The 19,008-nt window shown below is 63.4% G+C and carries 16 protein-coding genes and 1 riboswitch; of the genes, 8 read left to right on the forward strand and 8 right to left on the reverse strand.

Annotated elements, in window-relative coordinates; genetic code table 11:
• The first annotated feature begins 159 nt into the window (after positions 1-159).
• Positions 160-609, forward strand: coding sequence for an RrF2 family transcriptional regulator (locus tag EET67_RS10530; protein ID WP_128626079.1), 450 nt, complete (start codon positions 160-162; stop codon positions 607-609).
• 36 nt (positions 610-645) lie between these two features.
• Here EET67_RS10530 and EET67_RS25625 read toward each other — a convergent pair whose 3' ends face one another.
• Positions 646-795 carry a hypothetical protein gene (locus EET67_RS25625; protein WP_165899850.1) on the reverse strand — a complete coding sequence of 50 codons (150 nt, stop codon included), beginning with the start codon at positions 793-795 and terminating at the stop codon, positions 646-648.
• Positions 796-1,149: 354 nt separating this feature from the next.
• Positions 1,150-1,467, reverse strand: coding sequence for a BRA0787 family protein (locus tag EET67_RS10535; protein WP_128626080.1), 318 nt, complete (start codon positions 1,465-1,467; stop codon positions 1,150-1,152).
• 321 nt (positions 1,468-1,788) lie between these two features.
• Between EET67_RS10535 and EET67_RS10540 the strand changes: the two genes are divergently transcribed.
• The 4 genes from EET67_RS10540 to lpdA all read left to right on the forward strand — a co-directional run bounded on the left by EET67_RS10540 (position 1,789) and on the right by lpdA (position 6,843).
• On the forward strand, positions 1,789-3,021 hold the full coding sequence (locus EET67_RS10540; protein WP_128626081.1) for a 3-methyl-2-oxobutanoate dehydrogenase (2-methylpropanoyl-transferring) subunit alpha: 1,233 nt from the start codon (positions 1,789-1,791) through the stop codon (positions 3,019-3,021).
• Positions 3,022-3,023: 2 nt separating this feature from the next.
• Positions 3,024-4,037, forward strand: coding sequence for an alpha-ketoacid dehydrogenase subunit beta (locus tag EET67_RS10545; RefSeq protein ID WP_128626082.1), 1,014 nt, complete (start codon positions 3,024-3,026; stop codon positions 4,035-4,037).
• Positions 4,038-4,039: 2 nt separating this feature from the next.
• A complete protein-coding gene (locus EET67_RS10550) occupies positions 4,040-5,377 on the forward strand; it encodes a dihydrolipoamide acetyltransferase family protein (RefSeq protein ID WP_128626083.1) in 1,338 nt (445 codons plus the stop codon).
• Positions 5,378-5,445: 68 nt separating this feature from the next.
• Positions 5,446-6,843 carry a dihydrolipoyl dehydrogenase gene (gene lpdA, locus EET67_RS10555; protein ID WP_128626084.1) on the forward strand — a complete coding sequence of 466 codons (1,398 nt, stop codon included), beginning with the start codon at positions 5,446-5,448 and terminating at the stop codon, positions 6,841-6,843.
• A gap of 18 nt (positions 6,844-6,861) precedes the next feature.
• Here the strand turns inward: lpdA and EET67_RS10560 are convergent, their stop codons facing one another.
• From EET67_RS10560 to EET67_RS10570, 3 genes are read right to left on the reverse strand one after another with little or no spacing between them, the layout of a single operon-like run.
• A complete protein-coding gene (locus EET67_RS10560) occupies positions 6,862-7,539 on the reverse strand; it encodes an RES family NAD+ phosphorylase (RefSeq protein ID WP_128626085.1) in 678 nt (225 codons plus the stop codon).
• A complete protein-coding gene (locus EET67_RS10565) occupies positions 7,536-8,063 on the reverse strand; it encodes an antitoxin Xre/MbcA/ParS toxin-binding domain-containing protein (protein ID WP_128626086.1) in 528 nt (175 codons plus the stop codon). The genes EET67_RS10560 and EET67_RS10565 overlap by 4 nt, the downstream gene beginning before the upstream one ends.
• A 54-nt stretch (positions 8,064-8,117) precedes the next feature.
• A complete protein-coding gene (locus EET67_RS10570) occupies positions 8,118-9,545 on the reverse strand; it encodes an aldehyde dehydrogenase family protein (protein WP_128626087.1) in 1,428 nt (475 codons plus the stop codon).
• Between the two features lie 230 nt (positions 9,546-9,775).
• Between EET67_RS10570 and EET67_RS10575 the strand changes: the two genes are divergently transcribed.
• Complete coding sequence (locus tag EET67_RS10575) at positions 9,776-10,180, forward strand: hypothetical protein (RefSeq protein WP_128626088.1); 405 nt, start codon at positions 9,776-9,778, stop codon at positions 10,178-10,180.
• A gap of 94 nt (positions 10,181-10,274) precedes the next feature.
• On the forward strand, positions 10,275-12,806 hold the full coding sequence (gene secD / locus EET67_RS10580) for a protein translocase subunit SecD (protein WP_128626089.1): 2,532 nt from the start codon (positions 10,275-10,277) through the stop codon (positions 12,804-12,806).
• A 90-nt stretch (positions 12,807-12,896) separates the two neighbouring features.
• Here the strand turns inward: secD and EET67_RS10585 are convergent, their stop codons facing one another.
• The 3 genes from EET67_RS10585 to ilvD all read right to left on the reverse strand — a co-directional run bounded on the left by EET67_RS10585 (position 12,897) and on the right by ilvD (position 17,968).
• Positions 12,897-14,669 (reverse strand): SLC13 family permease, encoded by a 1,773-nt coding sequence (locus tag EET67_RS10585; RefSeq protein ID WP_128626090.1) that lies wholly within the window; start codon positions 14,667-14,669, stop codon positions 12,897-12,899.
• A gap of 103 nt (positions 14,670-14,772) precedes the next feature.
• Positions 14,773-15,957, reverse strand: coding sequence for an MFS transporter (locus EET67_RS10590; protein WP_128626174.1), 1,185 nt, complete (start codon positions 15,955-15,957; stop codon positions 14,773-14,775).
• A gap of 169 nt (positions 15,958-16,126) precedes the next feature.
• Positions 16,127-17,968 (reverse strand): dihydroxy-acid dehydratase, encoded by a 1,842-nt coding sequence (gene ilvD, locus EET67_RS10595; RefSeq protein WP_128626091.1) that lies wholly within the window; start codon positions 17,966-17,968, stop codon positions 16,127-16,129.
• A 315-nt stretch (positions 17,969-18,283) separates the two neighbouring features.
• Positions 18,284-18,430, forward strand: a riboswitch (FMN riboswitch).
• Between the two features lie 72 nt (positions 18,431-18,502).
• On the opposite strand from ilvD, the gene EET67_RS10600 reads away from it, so the two are divergent.
• Positions 18,503-18,979 (forward strand): 6,7-dimethyl-8-ribityllumazine synthase, encoded by a 477-nt coding sequence (locus tag EET67_RS10600; protein ID WP_128626092.1) that lies wholly within the window; start codon positions 18,503-18,505, stop codon positions 18,977-18,979.
• Positions 18,980-19,008 lie beyond the last annotated feature (29 nt).

A 19,008-nucleotide genomic window follows, 5' to 3' on the forward strand; every position in this document is an offset into this window, starting at 1 on the left:
GGTCATCATTTGCCCACAAAGGAGCGTCAGACGCGATTGCAGCACGACTAGTCTGGTTTTGATCGGAAACCTGTTCTAAGCTCTTGTTTTGATGCATGATCCGATCGGACAAGACTCGAAGGATCGTGCCTCGCCGATTTCTGAAGAACTGTCTCTTGCATGCTCACCAAAAAAGGCAAATACGGCCTCAAGGCCCTGGTGCATCTTTCCGGGATGCCTGTTGGAGAGCTGGCTTTCGTCAACGACATCGCGGTTGCCAATAACATCCCCAAGAAGTTCCTCGACGCCATCCTCGGCGAGCTGCGCAACGCCGGCTTTGTCCAGAGCCGCAAGGGCAAGGATGGCGGCTACCGGCTCGCTCGCCCCGCCTCGGAGATCAAGATCGGCCATGTGATCCGTGTGCTGGACGGCCCGCTGGCGCCGATCGCCTGCGCCAGCCTGAGCCAGTATGAGCGCTGCGAAGATTGCGACGAGGCCACGTGCCAGGTGCGGCACATGATGCTGGAGGTTCGCCAAGCCATTGCCGAGGTGCTGGATCATCGCAGCCTCGCCGCGATGCGCGACGCCGACAATGACGAGATCCTGCAGGACGTCAAATTTCGATTTTAGAGTAGGAATGGGGTGTCGGACCGTATATCGGTCTGTTCAGCCGATCAGCCCGCAGACCATTGCTGCCGTGAATCCGAATGCAATGGCAAAGAACAGCCAGGCTAGAGCAGCCCTTAGCGCCGGGCTTCGCGCCGCGGCATGGACGGTGGATAGGCGCAGCGCAAGGCGCTGGTCTGCTCGGGTCATGGGCGATCTCTCCAAAACCGGTGCAGGCAGCCGCGCGTCGGAAACGAGCGCGCCAAGACTGCCGGCATCGGGAACCGACACCTAGACCATGATGCCGAAAAGTGTGCGGTTTTCGGACGACATCATGGTCTATCTAATTGACTTTGCGCATGTATGCGACGCCAAGTGAGTCCACTTTGCTGCAACATGCTTGAGCGCCACTCGAAATCGGTTTCGATTCCGTTGACGCCATTCGGTTAGTCTATAAATTTTATAGACATTGTCGATTGCAAATTTCTCAGATCACCCGGAAATCTGTTCCTACAACGCGGTATTTTCAGGAATAATCTTCTGGAGAGTGCCTGAAATCAGGCTTCAGGCCTTGAGGCGATCGACGCAAAGCGCACGCAACAACAACGCCGCATGGGCATAAGTCACCTGGTCCTCATCGATCTCGGCCACCGGCCCTACCACGTCGCGAACCGCCTCGAGCGCACGGATGGGCAGGATATCGGTGCAGGTCCGCATACGGCCGAACACCGCGCTTATCGCTACGCTGGCACCGTCGAAATCGACGAGGGGCTCGGGCGAACCGACGATCCATTCCTCATAGGCGTCGAGAGCATCGTCAAAGGCCTGATGCAGAATGAAGGGCGCATGGCCCTCATGGAGCGGGGGCAGCAAAACCGGCATATTATCCTCTCTTTCTTACGTCGCAGCAATGAATCCTTCGGTTCCCCGCCTGAGCCTCAAAATTTTTTTTGGAAAAGGGCAGGTCGCTATCCGGACCTGAAACGACACAAAACGCTGCTTCAAATCGGCAGTGCGAAACGAACTGTCCTTATCGGCAAGCATTGAACCACAAAATGTCCCGACCTCAAAATCGGCTCCGGCCCCATGCGCCAAACCGCCTGCCCTACGGCCTTCCGGGGGCTTGATCGGCGGTTCCTGCGGTGGAATGAATGTCACTGCAATCGCGCAAACATGGCTCGAATCGCGGGGGGAATTGGCAGCATGACCGAGAAAACGCCGCTAAGCCTGCATGTGCCCGAACCGGAGGTTCGCCCCGGCGGCACCCCGGATTTCTCCAATGTCCCGATCCCCAAGGCGGGTTCAGTGCCGCGCCCGGAGATCGACGCCGATCCCAGATCCATCCGCGATCTCGCCTATTCCATCATCCGGGTGCTCAATCGCGACGGCAATGCGGTCGGCCCCTGGGCAGGCATGCTCACCGATGACGAGCTTCTGGTAGGGTTGCGTCACATGATGACGCTCAGGACCTTCGATGCCCGCATGCAGATGGCGCAGCGCCAGGGCAAGACCTCCTTCTATATGCAGCATATGGGCGAGGAGGCCGTAAGCTGCGCCTTCCGCAAGGCGCTCAACCCCGGAGACATGAACTTCCCGACCTATCGCCAGGCCGGCCTGCTGATTGCCGGCGACTATCCGATGGTCGAGATGATGAACCAGATCTATTCCAACGAGCGCGACCCGCTGAAGGGCCGGCAGTTGCCGATCATGTATTCCTCTAAGGAGCACGGCTTCTTCTCGATTTCCGGCAATCTGGCCACACAATATATCCAGGCGGTCGGCTGGGCGATGGCCTCTGCCATCAGCAACGACACAAAGATCGCAGTCGGCTGGGTCGGCGACGGCTCGACCGCCGAGAGCGATTTCCACGCAGCCCTGGTCTTTGCCTCGACCTATCGTGCCCCGGTCATCCTCAATATCGTCAACAACCAGTGGGCGATCTCGACCTTCCAGGGCATCGCCCGCGGCGGTTCGGGCACCTTCGCCGCACGCGGTCTCGGCTTTGGCATTCCCGCCCTTCGCGTCGACGGCAACGACTACCTAGCCGTCCATGCCGTCGCCAAATGGGCGGCCGAGCGCGCCCGCCGCAATCTCGGGCCCACGCTGATCGAGCATGTCACCTACCGCGTCGGCGCGCATTCGACCTCGGACGACCCTTCTGCCTATCGGCCCAAGACCGAATCGGACGCCTGGCCGCTCGGCGATCCGGTGATCCGGCTGAAAAACCACTTGATCCTGCGCGGTGTCTGGTCGGACGAGCGCCACAAGCAGGCTGAGGCCGAGATCCTCGATGGGGTAATTGCCGCGCAGAAGGAAGCCGAAGGCCATGGCACGCTGCATTCGGGCGGCAAGCCTTCGACGCGCGACATGTTCGAAGGCGTCTATGAGACAATGCCGCCGCATCTGCGGCGCCAGCGCCAGCAGGCGGGGGTGTGAAAATGGCCCGCATGACCCTGATCGAGGCGATCCGCGACGCCATGGACGTGTCCATGGGCCGGGACCAGAGCGTCGTCGTCTTCGGCGAGGATGTCGGCTATTTCGGGGGCGTGTTCCGCTGCACGCAAGGGCTGCAGCAGAAATATGGCAAGACCCGCTGTTTCGACACGCCGATCAGCGAATCCGGCATTGTGGGTGCCGCTATCGGCATGGCCGCCTATGGCTTGCGCCCCTGCGTTGAGGTGCAATTCGCCGACTATGTCTATCCGGCCTATGACCAGATCGTCTCGGAGGCTGCCCGCATCCGCTACCGCTCGGCCGGCGAATTCACCTGCCCGATCGTGATCCGCATGCCGACCGGCGGCGGCATTTTCGGCGGCCAGACGCACAGTCAGAGCCCGGAAGCGCTGTTCACCCATGTTTCCGGCCTCAAGGTAGTGGTTCCCTCCAATCCGCACGATGCCAAGGGGCTGCTGATCGCCTCCATCGAGGACCCCGATCCGGTGATCTTTTTGGAGCCGAAGCGGCTCTATAATGGGCCTTTCGACGGCCACCACGACCGGCCGGTGACGCCTTGGTCGAAGCATGTACTGGGCGAGGTGCCGGAAGGCCATTTCACCGTGCCGCTCGGCAAGGCCTCGATCCGCCGCGAGGGTTCTAACCTCACGGTTCTTGCCTATGGCACCATGGTCTATGTCGCCGAGGCGGCGGTGGCCGAAACCGGCATCAATGCCGAGATCATCGACCTGCGCACCCTGTTGCCGCTCGACCTCGACGCCATCGTCTCTTCGGTGACCAAGACCGGCCGCTGCGTGATCGTGCATGAGGCGACGCTGACCTCGGGCTTCGGCGCGGAACTGGCGGCGCTGGTGCAGCAGCACTGCTTCTACCATCTGGAAGCGCCGATCGTTCGCGTCACCGGCTGGGACACGCCCTACCCGCATGCGCAGGAATGGGACTATTTTCCAGGGCCAGCCCGCGTCGGCCAGGCCCTGATCGAAACCATGGAGGCATGAAGATGGGCGAGCACGTCATCAAGCTTCCCGATGTCGGCGAGGGTGTCGCCGAAGCCGAACTGGTCGAATGGCACGTCAAGATCGGCGACCTGGTGCGCGAGGATGCGCTGCTTGCCGCCGTCATGACCGACAAGGCCACTGTCGAGATCCCCTCCCCGGTTGATGGCGAGATCATCTGGCTGGGCGCTGAGATCGGCGACGTGGTCGCCGTCGGGTCTCCGATCATAAGGATCAGAACCGGCGGCGAGGCCGATGCACAACCGGAACCGCAGCTGGACACGGCACGTACCCCCACCCCTAGCCCCTCCTCACAAGGGGGAGGGAAACCGATTTCGATATCGGCTGAAACCGTTCCGGTTAAAACCGAGCCTCAAGTGACGAGCGCGCCACCGTCCCCCTCCCCCTTGTGGGGAGGGGTCAGGGGTGGGGGTAAAACCACGCTTTCCGGCGCCCCGCGTGCCGAGGGCGAAAAGCCGATCGCCTCACCCGCCGTGCGGCTGCGTGCCCGCGATGCCGGCGTCGATCTGCGCCAGGTCCCGGGCAGCGGCCCCGCTGGGCGCATCACCCATGACGATCTCGACACTTTCCTGGCACGCGGGCCGCAGCAGGCGCGCGCCGCAACCGAACTTGCCCGCAATATCACGGTCGAGGAAATCAAGATCGTCGGCCTGCGCCGCAGAATCGCCGAAAAGATGGCGCTCGCCAAGTCGCGCATCCCGCACATCACCTATGTCGAGGAGATCGACGTCACCGCGCTGGAAGAACTGCGCGCCGCCCTTAACAAGTCAAAGCGGCCGGAACAGGCCAAGCTGACGCTGCTTCCCTTCCTGATGCGGGCGATGGTGAAGGCCATTCACGACCAGCCTAATGTCAATGCGCTGTTCGACGACGAAGCCGGCATCATCCACCAATATGGCGGCGTCCATGTCGGCATTGCCGCGCAGACACCGGGCGGGCTGATGGTGCCGGTGGTGCGCCATGCCGAAGCCCGTGACCTGTGGGATTGCGCCGCCGAGGTCAATCGTCTTGCCGAAGCAGCAAAGGCAGGCACCGCCAGCCGCGAGGAGCTTTCCGGCTCGACCATCACCATCACTTCGCTCGGTGCCATGGGCGGGGTGGTGACCACGCCGGTCATCAACCATCCGGAGGTGGCGATCGTCGGCGTCAACAAGATCATGATGCGCCCGGTCTGGGACGGCAGCCAGTTCATCCCGCGCAAGATGATGAACCTGTCTTCAAGCTTCGATCATCGCGTGGTCGATGGCTGGGATGCCGCCGTCTTCATCCAGCGCATCAAGACACTGCTCGAAACGCCTGCGATGATTTTCGTCGAGGGGTAGACCATGATCCCAGAAAGTGGATTCCGGTTTTTGGCAAAGATCATGGTCCAACAAAAAGATAAGCGCGCATGAAAGACATCTCCTGCAAATTGCTGGTGCTCGGCGCCGGGCCCGGCGGCTATGTCTGCGCCATCCGCGCCGGCCAGCTCGGCATCGACACGGTGATCGTGGAGGCCGGCAAGCCGGGCGGCACCTGCCTCAATGTCGGCTGCATCCCTTCGAAGGCGCTGATCCACGCCGCCGAGGAATTCGACAAGGCCATGCATATGGCCGGCGGCAAGAGCCCGCTCGGCATTTCGGTGGAGGCGCCGAAGCTCGACCTTGCCAAGACCATTTCCTGGAAGGACGGTATCGTCGGCCGCCTCAATATCGGGGTTGCGGGCCTGCTGAAAAAGGCGGGCGTCAAGATCGTCCAGGGCCGCGGCCGCTTCCGCGACGGCCGCACGCTCGAGGTCGAGACCGAGACCGGCATGCAGGTCATCCGCTCCGACACGATGGTGATCGCCACCGGCTCGGCCCCGGTCGAACTGCCCGCCCTGCCCTTCGGCGGGCCGGTGATTTCCTCCACCGAAGCGTTGGCGCTGACGAAACTGCCCGAAAAGCTGGTGGTGGTCGGCGGCGGCTATATCGGGCTGGAACTGGGTACTGCCTTCGCCAAGCTCGGCTCCAAGGTTACCGTGGTCGAGGCCGAGCCGCGCGTCCTGCCGCAATATGATGCCGAACTCACCCGGCCGGTCGTCAAGCGCCTCGGCGAACTCGGCATCACCGTGCTGACCGGTGCCAAGGCCAAGCGCCTGTCCTCGAAGGGCGACGCCCTGCTTGTCGAGACCAAGGACGGCGCGGAAAAGAAGCTGCCGGCCGACAAGGTGCTGGTGACGGTCGGGCGCAAGCCGGTGATGGAGGGCTGGGGGCTGGAGGAACTCGACCTCGACCGCGCCGGCAAATTCCTGCGCATCGACGAGCAGTGCCGCACCTCCATGCGCGGTATCTATGCCATCGGCGACGTGACCGGCGAGCCGATGCTGGCGCACCGCGCCATAGCGCAGGGCGAGATGGTGGCCGAGATCGTTGGCGGCCATAAGCGCTCGTGGGACAAGCGCTGCATTCCCGCCATCTGCTTCACCGATCCCGAAATCGTCACTGCCGGCCTGTCGCCGGAGGAAGCCAGGAAGGCCGGACGCGAGGTCAAGATCGGTCAGTTCCCCTTCTCGGCCAATGGCCGCGCCATGACGAAAATGGGCGAAGACGGCTTCGTGCGCGTGGTGGCGCGGGCCGACAACCAGCTGGTGCTCGGCATCCAGGCCGTCGGCCAGGGCGTGTCGGAACTGTCGGCGGCTTTCGGGCTTGCGATCGAAATGGGCGCTACGCTGGAGGACATTGCCGGCACCATCCACTCGCATCCAACCCAGGGCGAGGGTTTCCAGGAAGCGGCCCTCAAGGCGCTCGGCCACGCGCTGCATATCTGATCGGAACGCTTGCGCCGATCAGGCATCCGCCGCCAGCCTGCGCGCCTCGATCCTTCGCTCGCCCGCATGTATCGTCACCTCATAATGGGCGGCCTGCACGACATCATTGACCTTGCTTGGCCGGTAGGCGGCGACATTCATGCCGCCGCGCAGCCGCACGCTGCCATAGAGCATGCCGTCACCGCCGCCGGCGCGAATGGATTCGCCGAACGCCTGCGAGGCGGCGTAGCTGTCGGGCGCGTAGAGTTCCGGGCGGCTTTCTTGCCAGTCGCTGATGTCGAGATAGGCACCATCCAGCCGTGCCGAATAGCTACGATAGGTACGGCTCACCGCCGCCACTCCCCGCGCCACCGCCTCGCGCCGCAAATGATGACCGACCTCGGCAATGGCGACGCGGATTTCGGCGGCAGCATACCATGCCCCCAGATCCGGGCCGTTGAAGCGGGCTCCAGCGGGCGCGACATGCAGGAAGGCGGCCATGACGATACTGGCATTGGCCCTGCCATAGACCCACTCCTCGCGCGGCAGGCGATCGATTCGGTCGGCCACCAGCCGGTCATTCGTCCAGCCGGCCAGTTCCATCACGGCTTCGAGGTCGGCCGCGGTCGCCACCGTGTCGAACAGGCCGATAGGCGGAAAGCGCGAGGGAATGAGCCGCCAGCTCGGCTGCGGCGCCGGCAGGAAGGTTTCGCTCACCCGATGACGATGTCCGTTTCATCATAGGGCATGAAGCCGGCATCGACCTCGTTCGGCTCCATATAGAGGCCGCCGCGAGCGGCATCGAGAAAACGGCGCACGGTGAGCAACGCGTCGAAGGAACCGCTGGTGACCAGGGCCAAAGGCGGCTTACCGCCGAAAACCGTGGCGCGATGCGGACCACGCAGCCACGCCACGCTCTCGCCTTCCGTGGCAAACAGCACGCCCAGCGCCTGGTGGATGCCGAGCACGGCAGAAAGGCGGGTCAGCGTATCGACGTCCAGCGTGACGCCGCGATGCTCGCGCGCCAGCTTAGCCCAATTGTGATAGGTCGAGCGCGACGGATAGCCGAGGACGAGCCGGCGCTCCTCCTCACTCAGCCCCCACAGATCGGCAATGGCCAGGAAAGTGCGCAAGGCCGGGGCGCTGAGCCGCCGCCTGTTGGCCGGCGCAAACCGGCTCCGGTCGAGGCGCACCGGCTCCGATGCGATGGGGCCTGTTTCCCTGGCAAGTGGTTGAGCCATATGAACCTCCTGTCCATATCTGGATATAGTCCAAATTTGGACATTTGGCAAGGATCACGCTCCGTAGCCGACAATGCCCTTGATCTCCAGGAAATCGTGGATCGCCCAATCGGCATATTCGCGGCCATTGCCGGACTGCTTGTAGCCGCCGAAAGGTGCGAATGTGTCCCAGTCCGGATAGTTGAGATAGACGGAACCTGCGCGCATCCTCGCCGCCACGCGGCGGGCATTGTCGATGTTCCGCGACTGCACATAGGCCGCAAGCCCATAGACAGTGTCATTGGCGATGCGCACGGCATCGTCCTCATCTTCATAGGACATCACCGAGAGCACCGGCCCGAAGATCTCCTCGCGCGCGATCGTCATGTCAGGCGTAACATGGCCGAACACGGTCGGGCGAATGTAATAGCCGCGATTCAGGCCTTCCGGCCGGCCGGGGCCACCCGTCACCAGCATTGCGCCTTCGGATATGCCGGCCTCGATCAGCCGCTGGATCTTGTCATATTGAAGCTGGCTCACCACCGGCCCGAGCTGGGTTTCGGGCGAGCGCGGATCGCCGGTGCGGTGCGCCTCTGCCGCATGCCTCGCCACCGCCAGCGCTTCATCATGACGCGTGGCCGGCACCAGCATGCGGGTCGGCGCATCGCAGGACTGGCCGCTATTGCCGAAACAGGCATTGACGCCCTCGCGCACGGCGTGGGCGAAATCGGCGTCCGGCAGGATGATATTGGCGCTCTTGCCGCCAAGCTCCTGCGCCACGCGCTTGACCGTATCGGCCGCAGCCTTCGCCACAAGGATGCCGGCCCGCGTCGAGCCGGTAAACGATACCATGTCGACGCCGGGATGCTCGGCCATCACCTGCCCGACATCGGGCCCGGTGCCGTTGATGAGGTTGAAGACGCCCTTGGGCACCCCCGCCTCATCCATGATCTCGGCAAAGACAATGCCGCTGATCGGCGCGATCTCGGAGGGCTTCAGCACCACCGTGCAGCCGGCGGCAAGGGCGGGCGCCACCTTGCAGACGATCTGGTTGAGCGGCCAGTTCCACGGCGTGATCAGCGCGCAAACGCCGATCGGCTCCCTAACCACCATGGTCGATCCGCGCAGTTCGCTGAACTGATAATCCTCCAGCGCCTTGATGGTGGATTCCAGATGCCCCTGCCCGGCGCCCGCCTGCGCCTCGCGCGCCCAGGTGATCGGCGCGCCCATCTCCTGCGAGATCGCCTGCGCCACGTCCTCATAGCGACGGACATAGACTTCGTGCACCTTGCGCAGCAGCGCCAGCCGTTCGTCTTTCGTCGTCTGTGAGAAACGGGAAAAGGCAGCGCGCGCGGCGGCAACCGCCCTGTCCACATCGGCCCTGGAGCCCACCGAAATCTTCGTATAGGCCTCCTCGGTCGAGGGATCGATGACATCGAGCGTCGCGGCTACCACGGGCGCAACCCACTTGCCGTCGATGTAGAAATTCAGATGATTGCTCATATCCTTACTCCTTAACCCTCATCTGCCTGAAAACCCGTCTTGATATTCGCTCTTTCGATCAATCTGCTAGTGAGCCTACAAGCAGGCGAAGCCCTTCCACAAGTCCACCGGCGTCGCCAGCCGGCCAGGGAAAAAAGCGGTGCGGCATTGGTAGTTTCGCCGCAATGCTGTAAGAGCCTGCGCCGCTGCCCCATATAATGGCACGGCAAGGCCGGGAACCGACGCGGACGATGAACCCGAACAAGACAGACAACCAGCACAGGTTCGGAGTGAAATCCGTCGCATTGCTGTGGTTTGCCCTGTTCCTGGCGGCCATTCACGGCCTGGCGGGCGGTTCTTCCATGCTGCGCCTGGCGCGCATCGCCGCCGATGGCCCGGCGGGCGTGACCAGCCAATATGCCGGTGGCGGCCACAAGACGCTCATACAGCAACGCAACCTCGCCATTGCCGACTGGCAGAACCTCAGGCTGCTGCCGGCGCAGGCCGGCGGCGACGCCGACCCGGCGGTCGTACCGCCCGAAATCCGCACCGTGCAGACTGAAGGACAGCATGTCCTTTCGGCTTCGCTGGAGACCTCTTCCTATTCCGCCGCGCCTTGCGGCTTCAGTGCCCGCGCCCCGCCCTTCATCCTCTGACCCCGCAGCCGCGCACAGCGCGGCTTCCACGAAATGACGGATTTTGCCACGGCGCAATAGCGCGCCGGCAATTCCGTCTCATGGGATCAGAGACATGAAAACCTCCCGATGGGTCATCATGACCTATGCCGCGATCATCCTCGCCGGCATCATCATTGCATTACCAAATCTTTTCACCGCCAGGCAGCTTGCCGCCATGCCCTCCTGGTTCCCGAAACATCAGGTCACCCTCGGGCTCGACCTGCAGGGCGGCTCGCATCTGGTGCTGGAAGTCGATTCGGCAGCACTTAAAGCCGATCGCCTCCGCTCAGTACTCGACGACGCGCGCGCCGCCTTGCGCAAGGAGCGCATCACCCCGCAATCGGCCCGCATTGCCGGCGACGCCGTGGTCATCAGCGTCACGGATGAAGCACAGCGCGCCAAGGCGCTGGAAATCCTCCAGGGCATGGCCGTACCGGTCGGCAATCTGGGCCTTGGCGGCGGCCAGGCGGACATCGCCGTCGCTTCCGACGCGGACCAGATCAAGGTGACGCTGACCGAAGCCGGCCTGCGCGACCGGCTCGATGCCGCCCTGCAGCAGAGCCTTGAGATCGTGCGCCAGCGCGTCGACCAGGTTGGCGTCGCCGAACCGACGATCCAGCGCGTCGGCTCCGACCGCATGCTGGTGCAGCTTCCGGGCCTGCAGGACCCGACCCGGCTGCGCGAACTGCTCGGCAGCACCGCCAAGATGGGCTTCCACATGGTCGCCAATGTCGATGGCGACCGCCTGCCGCCGGGCGTGACCATGCTGCCCGATGCCAAGACCGGCCAGAAATACCCGATCGAGGACCGCGTGGCGCTGAGCGGCGAGCGGCTTTCCGATGCCCGCGCCGGGTTCGACCAGCGCACCCGCGAGCCGATCGTCTCCTTCCGCTTCGACAGTATCGGCGCGCGGCAGTTCGCCGAGATCACCACCGCCAATGTCGGCCGGCCCTTCGCCATCGTTCTTGACGGCAAGGTGCTGTCCGCCCCCGTCATCCGCGAGCCGATCACCGGCGGCTCGGGCCAGATCAGCGGCAATTTCACCGTAGAGGATACGACGGTTCTGTCGGCTCTGCTGCGTGCCGGCGCCCTGCCCGCGCCGCTGACCGTGATCGAGGAACGCACGGTCGGGCCGGATCTCGGCGGCGACGTCATCCAGATGGGCATCTATACCGGTATCGCCGGCTTCGCCCTGGTGGTGCTGTTCATGGTCGCGCTCTACGGCATGTGGGGCATGATCGCCAATGTCGCGCTCTTCCTGCACCTCACGCTGACCTTCGCAGCCCTCACGCTGCTGGGCGCAACGCTGACGCTGCCCGGCATAGCCGGCATCATCCTCGGCATCGGGCTCGGCGTCGACGCCAATATCCTTATCAACGAGCGAATACGCGAGGAAACGAAACGCGGGGTCAGCGCCATGGCGGCGCTCGATCTCGGCTTCAAGCGCGCTTATTCGACCATCATCGATGCCAGCGTCACCTCGCTGATCGCCACCTGCCTCTTGTTCATGTTCGGCTCGGGCCCGGTGCGCGGCTTTGCCATCACCATGATCCTCGGCACCTGCCTGTCGCTGTTCACGGCGGTGGCCGTGGTGCGTGTGGTGATGACGGAGGTGGTGCGCCGCCGCAAGATGAAGACGATCCACATCCATCCGCTGATCAAGTTCTTCCCGGACAAGACGTCGATCTCCTTCATGAATGCCCGCTTCCTCGGCATCGCCACTTCCATCGTGCTGTCGCTCGCCTCGATCGGCCTCTTCATCAAGCCGGGGCTGAATTACGGCATCGACTTCAAGGGCGGCATCCAGGTCGAGATCACCACCTCACAGCCCGCCGATCTGGCGACGCTGCGCACCACATTGGGCGATCTCGATCTTGGCGAGGTGGCGCTGCAGCAGATCGGCGGCAACAAGGACGTGCTGATCCGCGTCCAGCGCCAGGAAGGTGGCGAAGCGGCCCAGACCAAGGCGGTGACCGAGGTCAAATCGGCCGTGCAGAAGGTCTACCCCGACGTGAAATTCGAGCGCACGGAGGTGGTGGGGCCCAAGGTCAGCGGCGAGCTGGCGCGTTCCGGCGTGCTTTCGGTGGTGCTGGCAGCCCTTGCCATGCTCGTCTACATCTGGTGGCGGTTCGAATGGAACTTCGCCATCGGCGCCATCGTGACGCTGATGCTCGACACCACCAAGGCGGTGGGCTTCTTTGCGCTGCTGGGGCTCGACTTCAACCTGACGGCAATCGCGGCCCTGCTCACCATCATAGGCTATTCGCTGAACGACAAGGTGGTGGTCTATGACCGCATGCGCGAGAACCTGCGGCTGTTCAAGAAGATGCCGCTTCGGGAACTGATCGACATGAGCATCAACCAAGTGATCGCGCGCTGCGTCTACACGTCGAGCGCGATCCTTTTGTCGATGCTGCCCATGGCGATCTGGGGCGGCAGCGCGGTGGAGAACTTCGCCATACCGATGGTGTTCGGCGTGTTCGTGGCCACGACCTCCTCGATCTACATCGCCGCCCCCATCTTGCTCCTGCTCGGCAACTGGTGGCAGCACCATCGCGAGCGCGAGGCAGCCGCCCACAAGCCGGCCCTGCCGGCCAAGGGCTGACGATGATGCGGCGTCCCGCCAGAGCATGATCCCGAAAAGTTGCAGACTTTTCGGGCAAGATCATGCTTCAGGAAGGGGCGCCGCATTCCTTCATTTCAACGGCCAGACCAGCATCAGCATCGGCACCGAGACGATGATGACGATTGCCGACAAGGGCAGGCCGAGCCGCGGATAATCGCTGAACCTGTAGCCGCCCGGCCCCATCACCAGCGTGTTGCACTGGTGGCCGATGGGAGTGAGGAAATCGCAACCGGCGCCGATGGCGACCGCCATCAGGAACGCTTCCGGATGGTAATGGAGGCTTGCGGCGAAGCCGGCGGCGATCGGCGCCATCACCAGCACCGTTGCCGCATTGTTGAGGAACGGGGTGACGGCCATCGCCGCCACCAATATCAGCGCCAGCGCACCATAAGGTGGCAGTGCCGCGCCCATTTCCGCCAGCCAGCCGGCCATGACATCGGTAGCGCCGGTTCGCCGCAGGGAATCACTGACCGGGATAAGGGTAGCCAGCATAACCAGGATCGGCCCGTCGACCGAAGCATAGACCTCGCGGATCGGAATGACGTTGAACAGAACCATGGCAACGGCCGCCGCGAAGAAGGCGACGGCCACCGGCAGCAGGCCTGTCGCTGTCGCACCCATGGCGGCAATCAGGATCAGCACCGGCACGATGCCACGGCGCACGCTGCCCAGCAGGATCTTGCGCTCGGCAAGCGGCAGCACGCCGAAATCGCGCAGGATTTCCGGCAACGCCTGCCGGTTGCCCTGCAGCAGGATGACATCGCCGGGCTTGAGCGTGATGGTGCCGAGGCGTTCAGTCAGGCGCTCACCCTTGCGGCTGACCGCCAGCAAATTGACGTTGAAGCGGTCATAAAGGTCGAGCCGCTGCGCCGACCAGCCGATCAGCATCGAGTTTTCGCCGATCACCGCCTCGACCACTTCAATCTCGGAGGCCTGGCCGCGCACGCCATCGCGCCCGCCGGTGACGCTGAGCTTGGCCTGCGCCACCAGACGATCGAGCGCCTGTGGGTCGCCTTCCATCAGCACGACATCGCCCTGGCGCAGCACGGCATCGGGGAGCGGCGTGATGCGCACCCCGCCGGAGCGCAGGATCGAGGTAACGACCGCTTCGCCCTCGGCAAGCTTCATCAGATCCGCCACGGGCTTGCCCAGCACCATGGAGCCCTCCACGATCTTGGCCTCAGTGACATAGTTCTTGATGTCGATCGCCTCATGCATCGAGGCGTTTTCGCGCGTGCGCTGCGGCAGCAGGCCGTAAAACAGCACCAGGAAGATTGAGCCCACCAGCGCCAGCGCCGCACCGACCGGCGTGAAGTCGAACATGGTGAAGGCTGTGCCGGTAATCTCCTCGCGCAGGCGCGAAACGACGATATTGGGCGAGGTGCCGATCTGCGTCATCAGCCCGCCAAGCAGCGAGCCGAATGCCATCGGCATCAGGAACACCGAGGGCGAGGCATCGGAACGGCGCGCGAACTGCAAGGCGATCGGGATCATGATTGCCAGCGCGCCGATATTCTTCACGAAGGCCGAAAGCACGGTGACGGTGATAACCAGTAGCGCCACCTGCGCCCGCACCGACGAGACGTTCGGCGCATAGCGCTTGATGGCAAGTTCCATGATGCCGGAACGCGCCACGCCGGCGCTGACCAGGAGCGCGCTGCCAACGATGATGACGATATCGTCGCTGAAACCATCGAATGCCGCATCATAAGGCACGACGCCGACGGCAATTGCCGCAAGCAGCGCCCCGGCGGCGACGAGATCATAGCGGAACCGACCCCAGATGAACGCCGCCATCATCAGTGAGATGACGCCGATTGACAGGATCTGGTCCAAGCTCATGCGAAGATCGCCCCCTTTTCGTCGCCAAAATGCGTGGCGCACGCCGTAACAGCGACGGGAAACGTGCCGCAAGCCAAATCGTTGCCGAACGGCGTGGGTGGCATCAGTGGTTGCGGGTGTCCTTCAGCGAGGGCAGGAAGATCGTGAGCAGTCCCAGCAGCGGCAGGAAGGAGCAGATCGTATAGACATAGTCGATGCCTTTGGCGTCAGCGATGACGCCGAGCACCGCCGCCGCAATGCCGCCCATGCCGAAGGCGAAGCCGAAGAAGATGCCAGCGATCATGCCCACGCGCCCCGGCACCAGTTCCTGGGCAAAGACGACGATGGCCGAGAAGGCCGAGGCAAGGATCAGGCCGATCAGCACGGTCAGGATGCGGGTCCAGAACAGGTCGGCATAGGGCAGCGCCAGTGTGAAGGGCAGCACGCCGAGGATGGAGAACCAGATCACGAATTTCGGGCCGAAGCGGTCGCCGATCGGCCCGCCGACAAAAGTGCCTACTGCCGCCGAGCCAAGGAAGATGAACAGTAGAATCTGCGATTCCTGCACCGAAACGCCGAATTTGTGGATGACGTAGAAGGTGTAGTAACTCGACAGGCTCGCCATATAGATGTTCTTGGTGAACACCAGCATGGCAAGCACGACCAGGGCGATGACGATCTTGCGGCGCGGCAGCGAGACGAGATAGTGGCTGACCGGACGCTTGCCGGCACGGCGATAGCCGCTATACCAACGGCCCACCCAACTCAATACCAGCATGCCCACGAAGGCAAACAGCGCGAACCAGGCCACGCTGGTCTGGCCGCGCGGCACGACGATGAAGGCCGCCAGCAGCGGCCCGAGCGCCGAGCCGCAATTGCCGCCGACCTGGAACATCGACTGGGCAAAGCCGAAGCGGCCTCCGGAAGCCAGCCGCGCCACGCGCGAGGATTCGGGGTGGAAGATTGCCGAGCCGATACCGATCAAGCCGGCACCCAAAAGCAGCATTGGATAGCTTTGGGCATAGGCCAGCGTGATGACGCCGCACATGGTCGAAGTCATGCCGACCGGCAGCGAATAGGGCATAGGCCGTTTGTCGGTGTAGAAGCCGACCAAGGGCTGCAGCAGCGACGCCGTCACCTGGAACATCATCGTAAGCAGGCCGATCTGCCAGAATTCGAGGCCGTAATCGACCTTCAGCATCGGATAGATGGCCGCCAGCAGCGACTGCATGACGTCGTTGACCAGATGACCGAAACTGACCGCCAGGATCACCGCATAGGCGGTGTTGTCTGCCGGTGCGCGGCCCATGGTCTGCGAAGCTTCCGTCACTTTTTCTGGCCCTGCTTTATGGCGGCCGATGTGTCGCCTTGTGAAATCGAGCGCCGATCCTGCGCTACATAGACTGAATTGCCGCGACGCGCCTTATGTCAGCCTGCCTGGCTGCTATGGCGCAGGTCGCGGCGTTCATTGTGCCAAATCAGCCCTCGCCGAGATCGCGCACGGCACCGCGCGCCGCACTGGTGGCGAAAGCGGCATAGGCCTTGAGCGCGGTCGTCACCTTGCGTTTGCGTGGCTTTCCTGGCTTCCAGCCTGCCTGCTGCTGCTCGGCGCGGCGCCTCTCCAGTTCGGCCGCGTCCACGCTGAGATGGATGGTGCGACCCGGAATATCGATCTCGATGATGTCGCCTTCGCGCACCAGGCCGATCGTGCCGCCCTCGGCCGCTTCGGGCGAGACATGGCCGATCGACAGGCCGGAGGTGCCGCCTGAAAAGCGTCCGTCGGTGATGAGCGCGCAGGCCGCTCCCAGACCTTTGGATTTCAGATAGCTGGTCGGGTAAAGCATTTCCTGCATGCCCGGCCCGCCGCGTGGCCCCTCATAGCGGATCACCACCACATCACCCGGATTGATCTTGTTGGTCAGGATGGCGTTGACGGTATCGTCCTGGCTCTCGAACACCCGCGCGGGGCCGGAGAATTTCAGGATGCTTTCATCGACGCCGGCCGTCTTCACGATGCAGCCGTCGGTCGCCAGATTGCCCTTGAGCACCGCCAGCCCGCCATCCTTGGAGAAGGGATGGGCGGCATTGCGGATCACCCCGTTTTCGCGGTCGAGGTCGAGATCGTCCCAGCGCCGGTTCTGGCTGAAGGCAACCTGCGTCGGCACCCCACCGGGAGCTGCCAAGAAAAGCGACTTTGCCGTTCCGGTCGCGGTGTCGCGCGCGATGTCCCAGCGGTCAAGCGCATCGCCGATGGTTTCGGAGTGAACGGTGGGCAGGTCGCGATTGATCAGCCCCGCGCGATCAAGCTCTCCGAGGATCGCCATGATGCCCCCTGCCCTATGCACGTCCTCCATGTGGACGTCGGCCTTGGCAGGCGCGACCTTGCACAGCACCGGCACGCGCCGCGACAGCGCGTCGATGTCGTCCATGGTGAAATCGATCTCGCCCTCATGGGCGGCGGCAAGGATATGCAGCACGGTATTGGTGGAGCCGCCCATGGCGATGTCGAGCGTCATGGCGTTCTCGAACGCCTTCTTGGAGGCGATGTTGCGCGGCAGCACGCTTTCGTCATCCTGCTCATAATGGCGCTGGGCCAGATCGACGATCAGATGGCCGGCTTCCACGAACAGGCGCTCGCGGTCGGCATGGGTGGCCAGCGTCGAACCGTTGCCGGGCAAGGATAGGCCGAGCGCTTCGGTCAGGCAGTTCATCGAATTGGCGGTGAACATGCCCGAGCAGGAGCCGCAGGTCGGGCAGGCCGAGCGCTCGATCACCTGCACATCCTCGTCCGACACATTGTCGTCGGCCGCCGCCACCATGGCATCGACCAGGTCGAGCGCCTTCTTCTGGCCGCCGAGCACCACCTTGCCGGCTTCCATCGGCCCGCCGGAGACGAAGACGGTCGGGATGTTGAGCCGAAGCGAGGCCATCAGCATACCCGGCGTGATCTTGTCGCAATTGGAAATGCAGACCATGGCGTCCGCGCAATGCGCATTGACCATATATTCCACGCTGTCGGCGATGATTTCGCGCGAGGGCAGCGAATAGAGCATGCCGTCATGGCCCATGGCGATGCCGTCATCGACCGCGATGGTGTTGAATTCCTTGGCGACGCCGCCGGCCTTCTCGATCTCGCGGGCCACAAGCTGGCCGAGGTCCTTCAGATGCACATGCCCCGGCACGAACTGGGTGAAGGAATTGACCACCGCGATGATCGGCTTGCCGAAATCGCTGTCCTTCATGCCGGTGGCGCGCCAAAGGCCGCGTGCGCCGGCCATGTTGCGGCCGTGGGTTGTGGTGCGGGAGCGATAAGCTGGCATCGGGACCGTCCTAAGCTATCCGTGACCCCAGCCTTGCAGGTCGTGGGATCACGCGAAAAATCCAACCTCTGCGAGGGCATGCATCACTCGGCCAATCCGAGTTCTCCCCCTCGCCGCGAGGGCCGTTCCGGGAGCGGGACGGGACAAATTCCGGTCCCGCCGACAGAAGCCGTACCCGCGGTTACTCCCTCATAGCGAAAAGCTTGCCCCGCGTCACCATCTGGCATGCAACTTTGCCATATTTGGTTCAGGCACGATCCGTTCACCCGATAGCGATTGACCATCGCCGCGCTGTTGGGGCATAGGATCGGTGTAAATTGTTCTCAGGGCGGGGTGAAAGTCCCCACCGGCGGTAAGAGCGCAAGCTTGAGCCCGCGAGCGCTTTCCGGGGATCCGGGAAGGTCAGCAGATCCGGTTGAATTCCGGAGCCGACGGTTACAGTCCGGATGAAAGAGAACGAACGGGACATCGCCGCTTGAGCGGAGGACGTCCCGTCTCGTGCGTCCTGATTCTGGTTGTCGGAAGGAAGGACCCATGAATCAGATCCCCCAGAATCAATTCGAAACCGCGCGCGTCGCCGTCGTCCGTGCCCGCTGGCACGCCGAAATCGTCGATCAATGCGTGGCTTCATTTGTCGAAACCATTGCAACCCTTTCGAACGGCGGCATGGCCGTGGATATTTTCGACGTACCCGGCGCGCTTGAAATCCCCCTCCACGCCAAGACGCTGGCGGCAACCGGACGCTATGCGGCGATCCTCGGCTGTGCCCTGGTCGTCGATGGCGGCATCTACCGTCACGACTTCGTCGCCGGCACCGTACTGGACGGGCTGATGCGCGTGCAACTCGATGCCGGCCTGCCGGTACTGTCGGCCGTGCTCACCCCGCACCATTTCCATGACGGGGAAGAACATCGCCGTTTCTTTTTCGATCATTTCAAGGTCAAGGGACAGGAAGCGGCCAATGCCTGCGTGCAGATCCTGGAGGCGCGAAAGGCTTTGGTGGCCGCATAAAGCGCCCATGATCTTCACGTCCGGATGCA

The sequence above is a fragment of the Borborobacter arsenicus genome, from assembly GCF_003934165.1.
Lineage (GTDB): Bacteria > Pseudomonadota > Alphaproteobacteria > Rhizobiales > Rhizobiaceae > Pseudaminobacter > Pseudaminobacter arsenicus.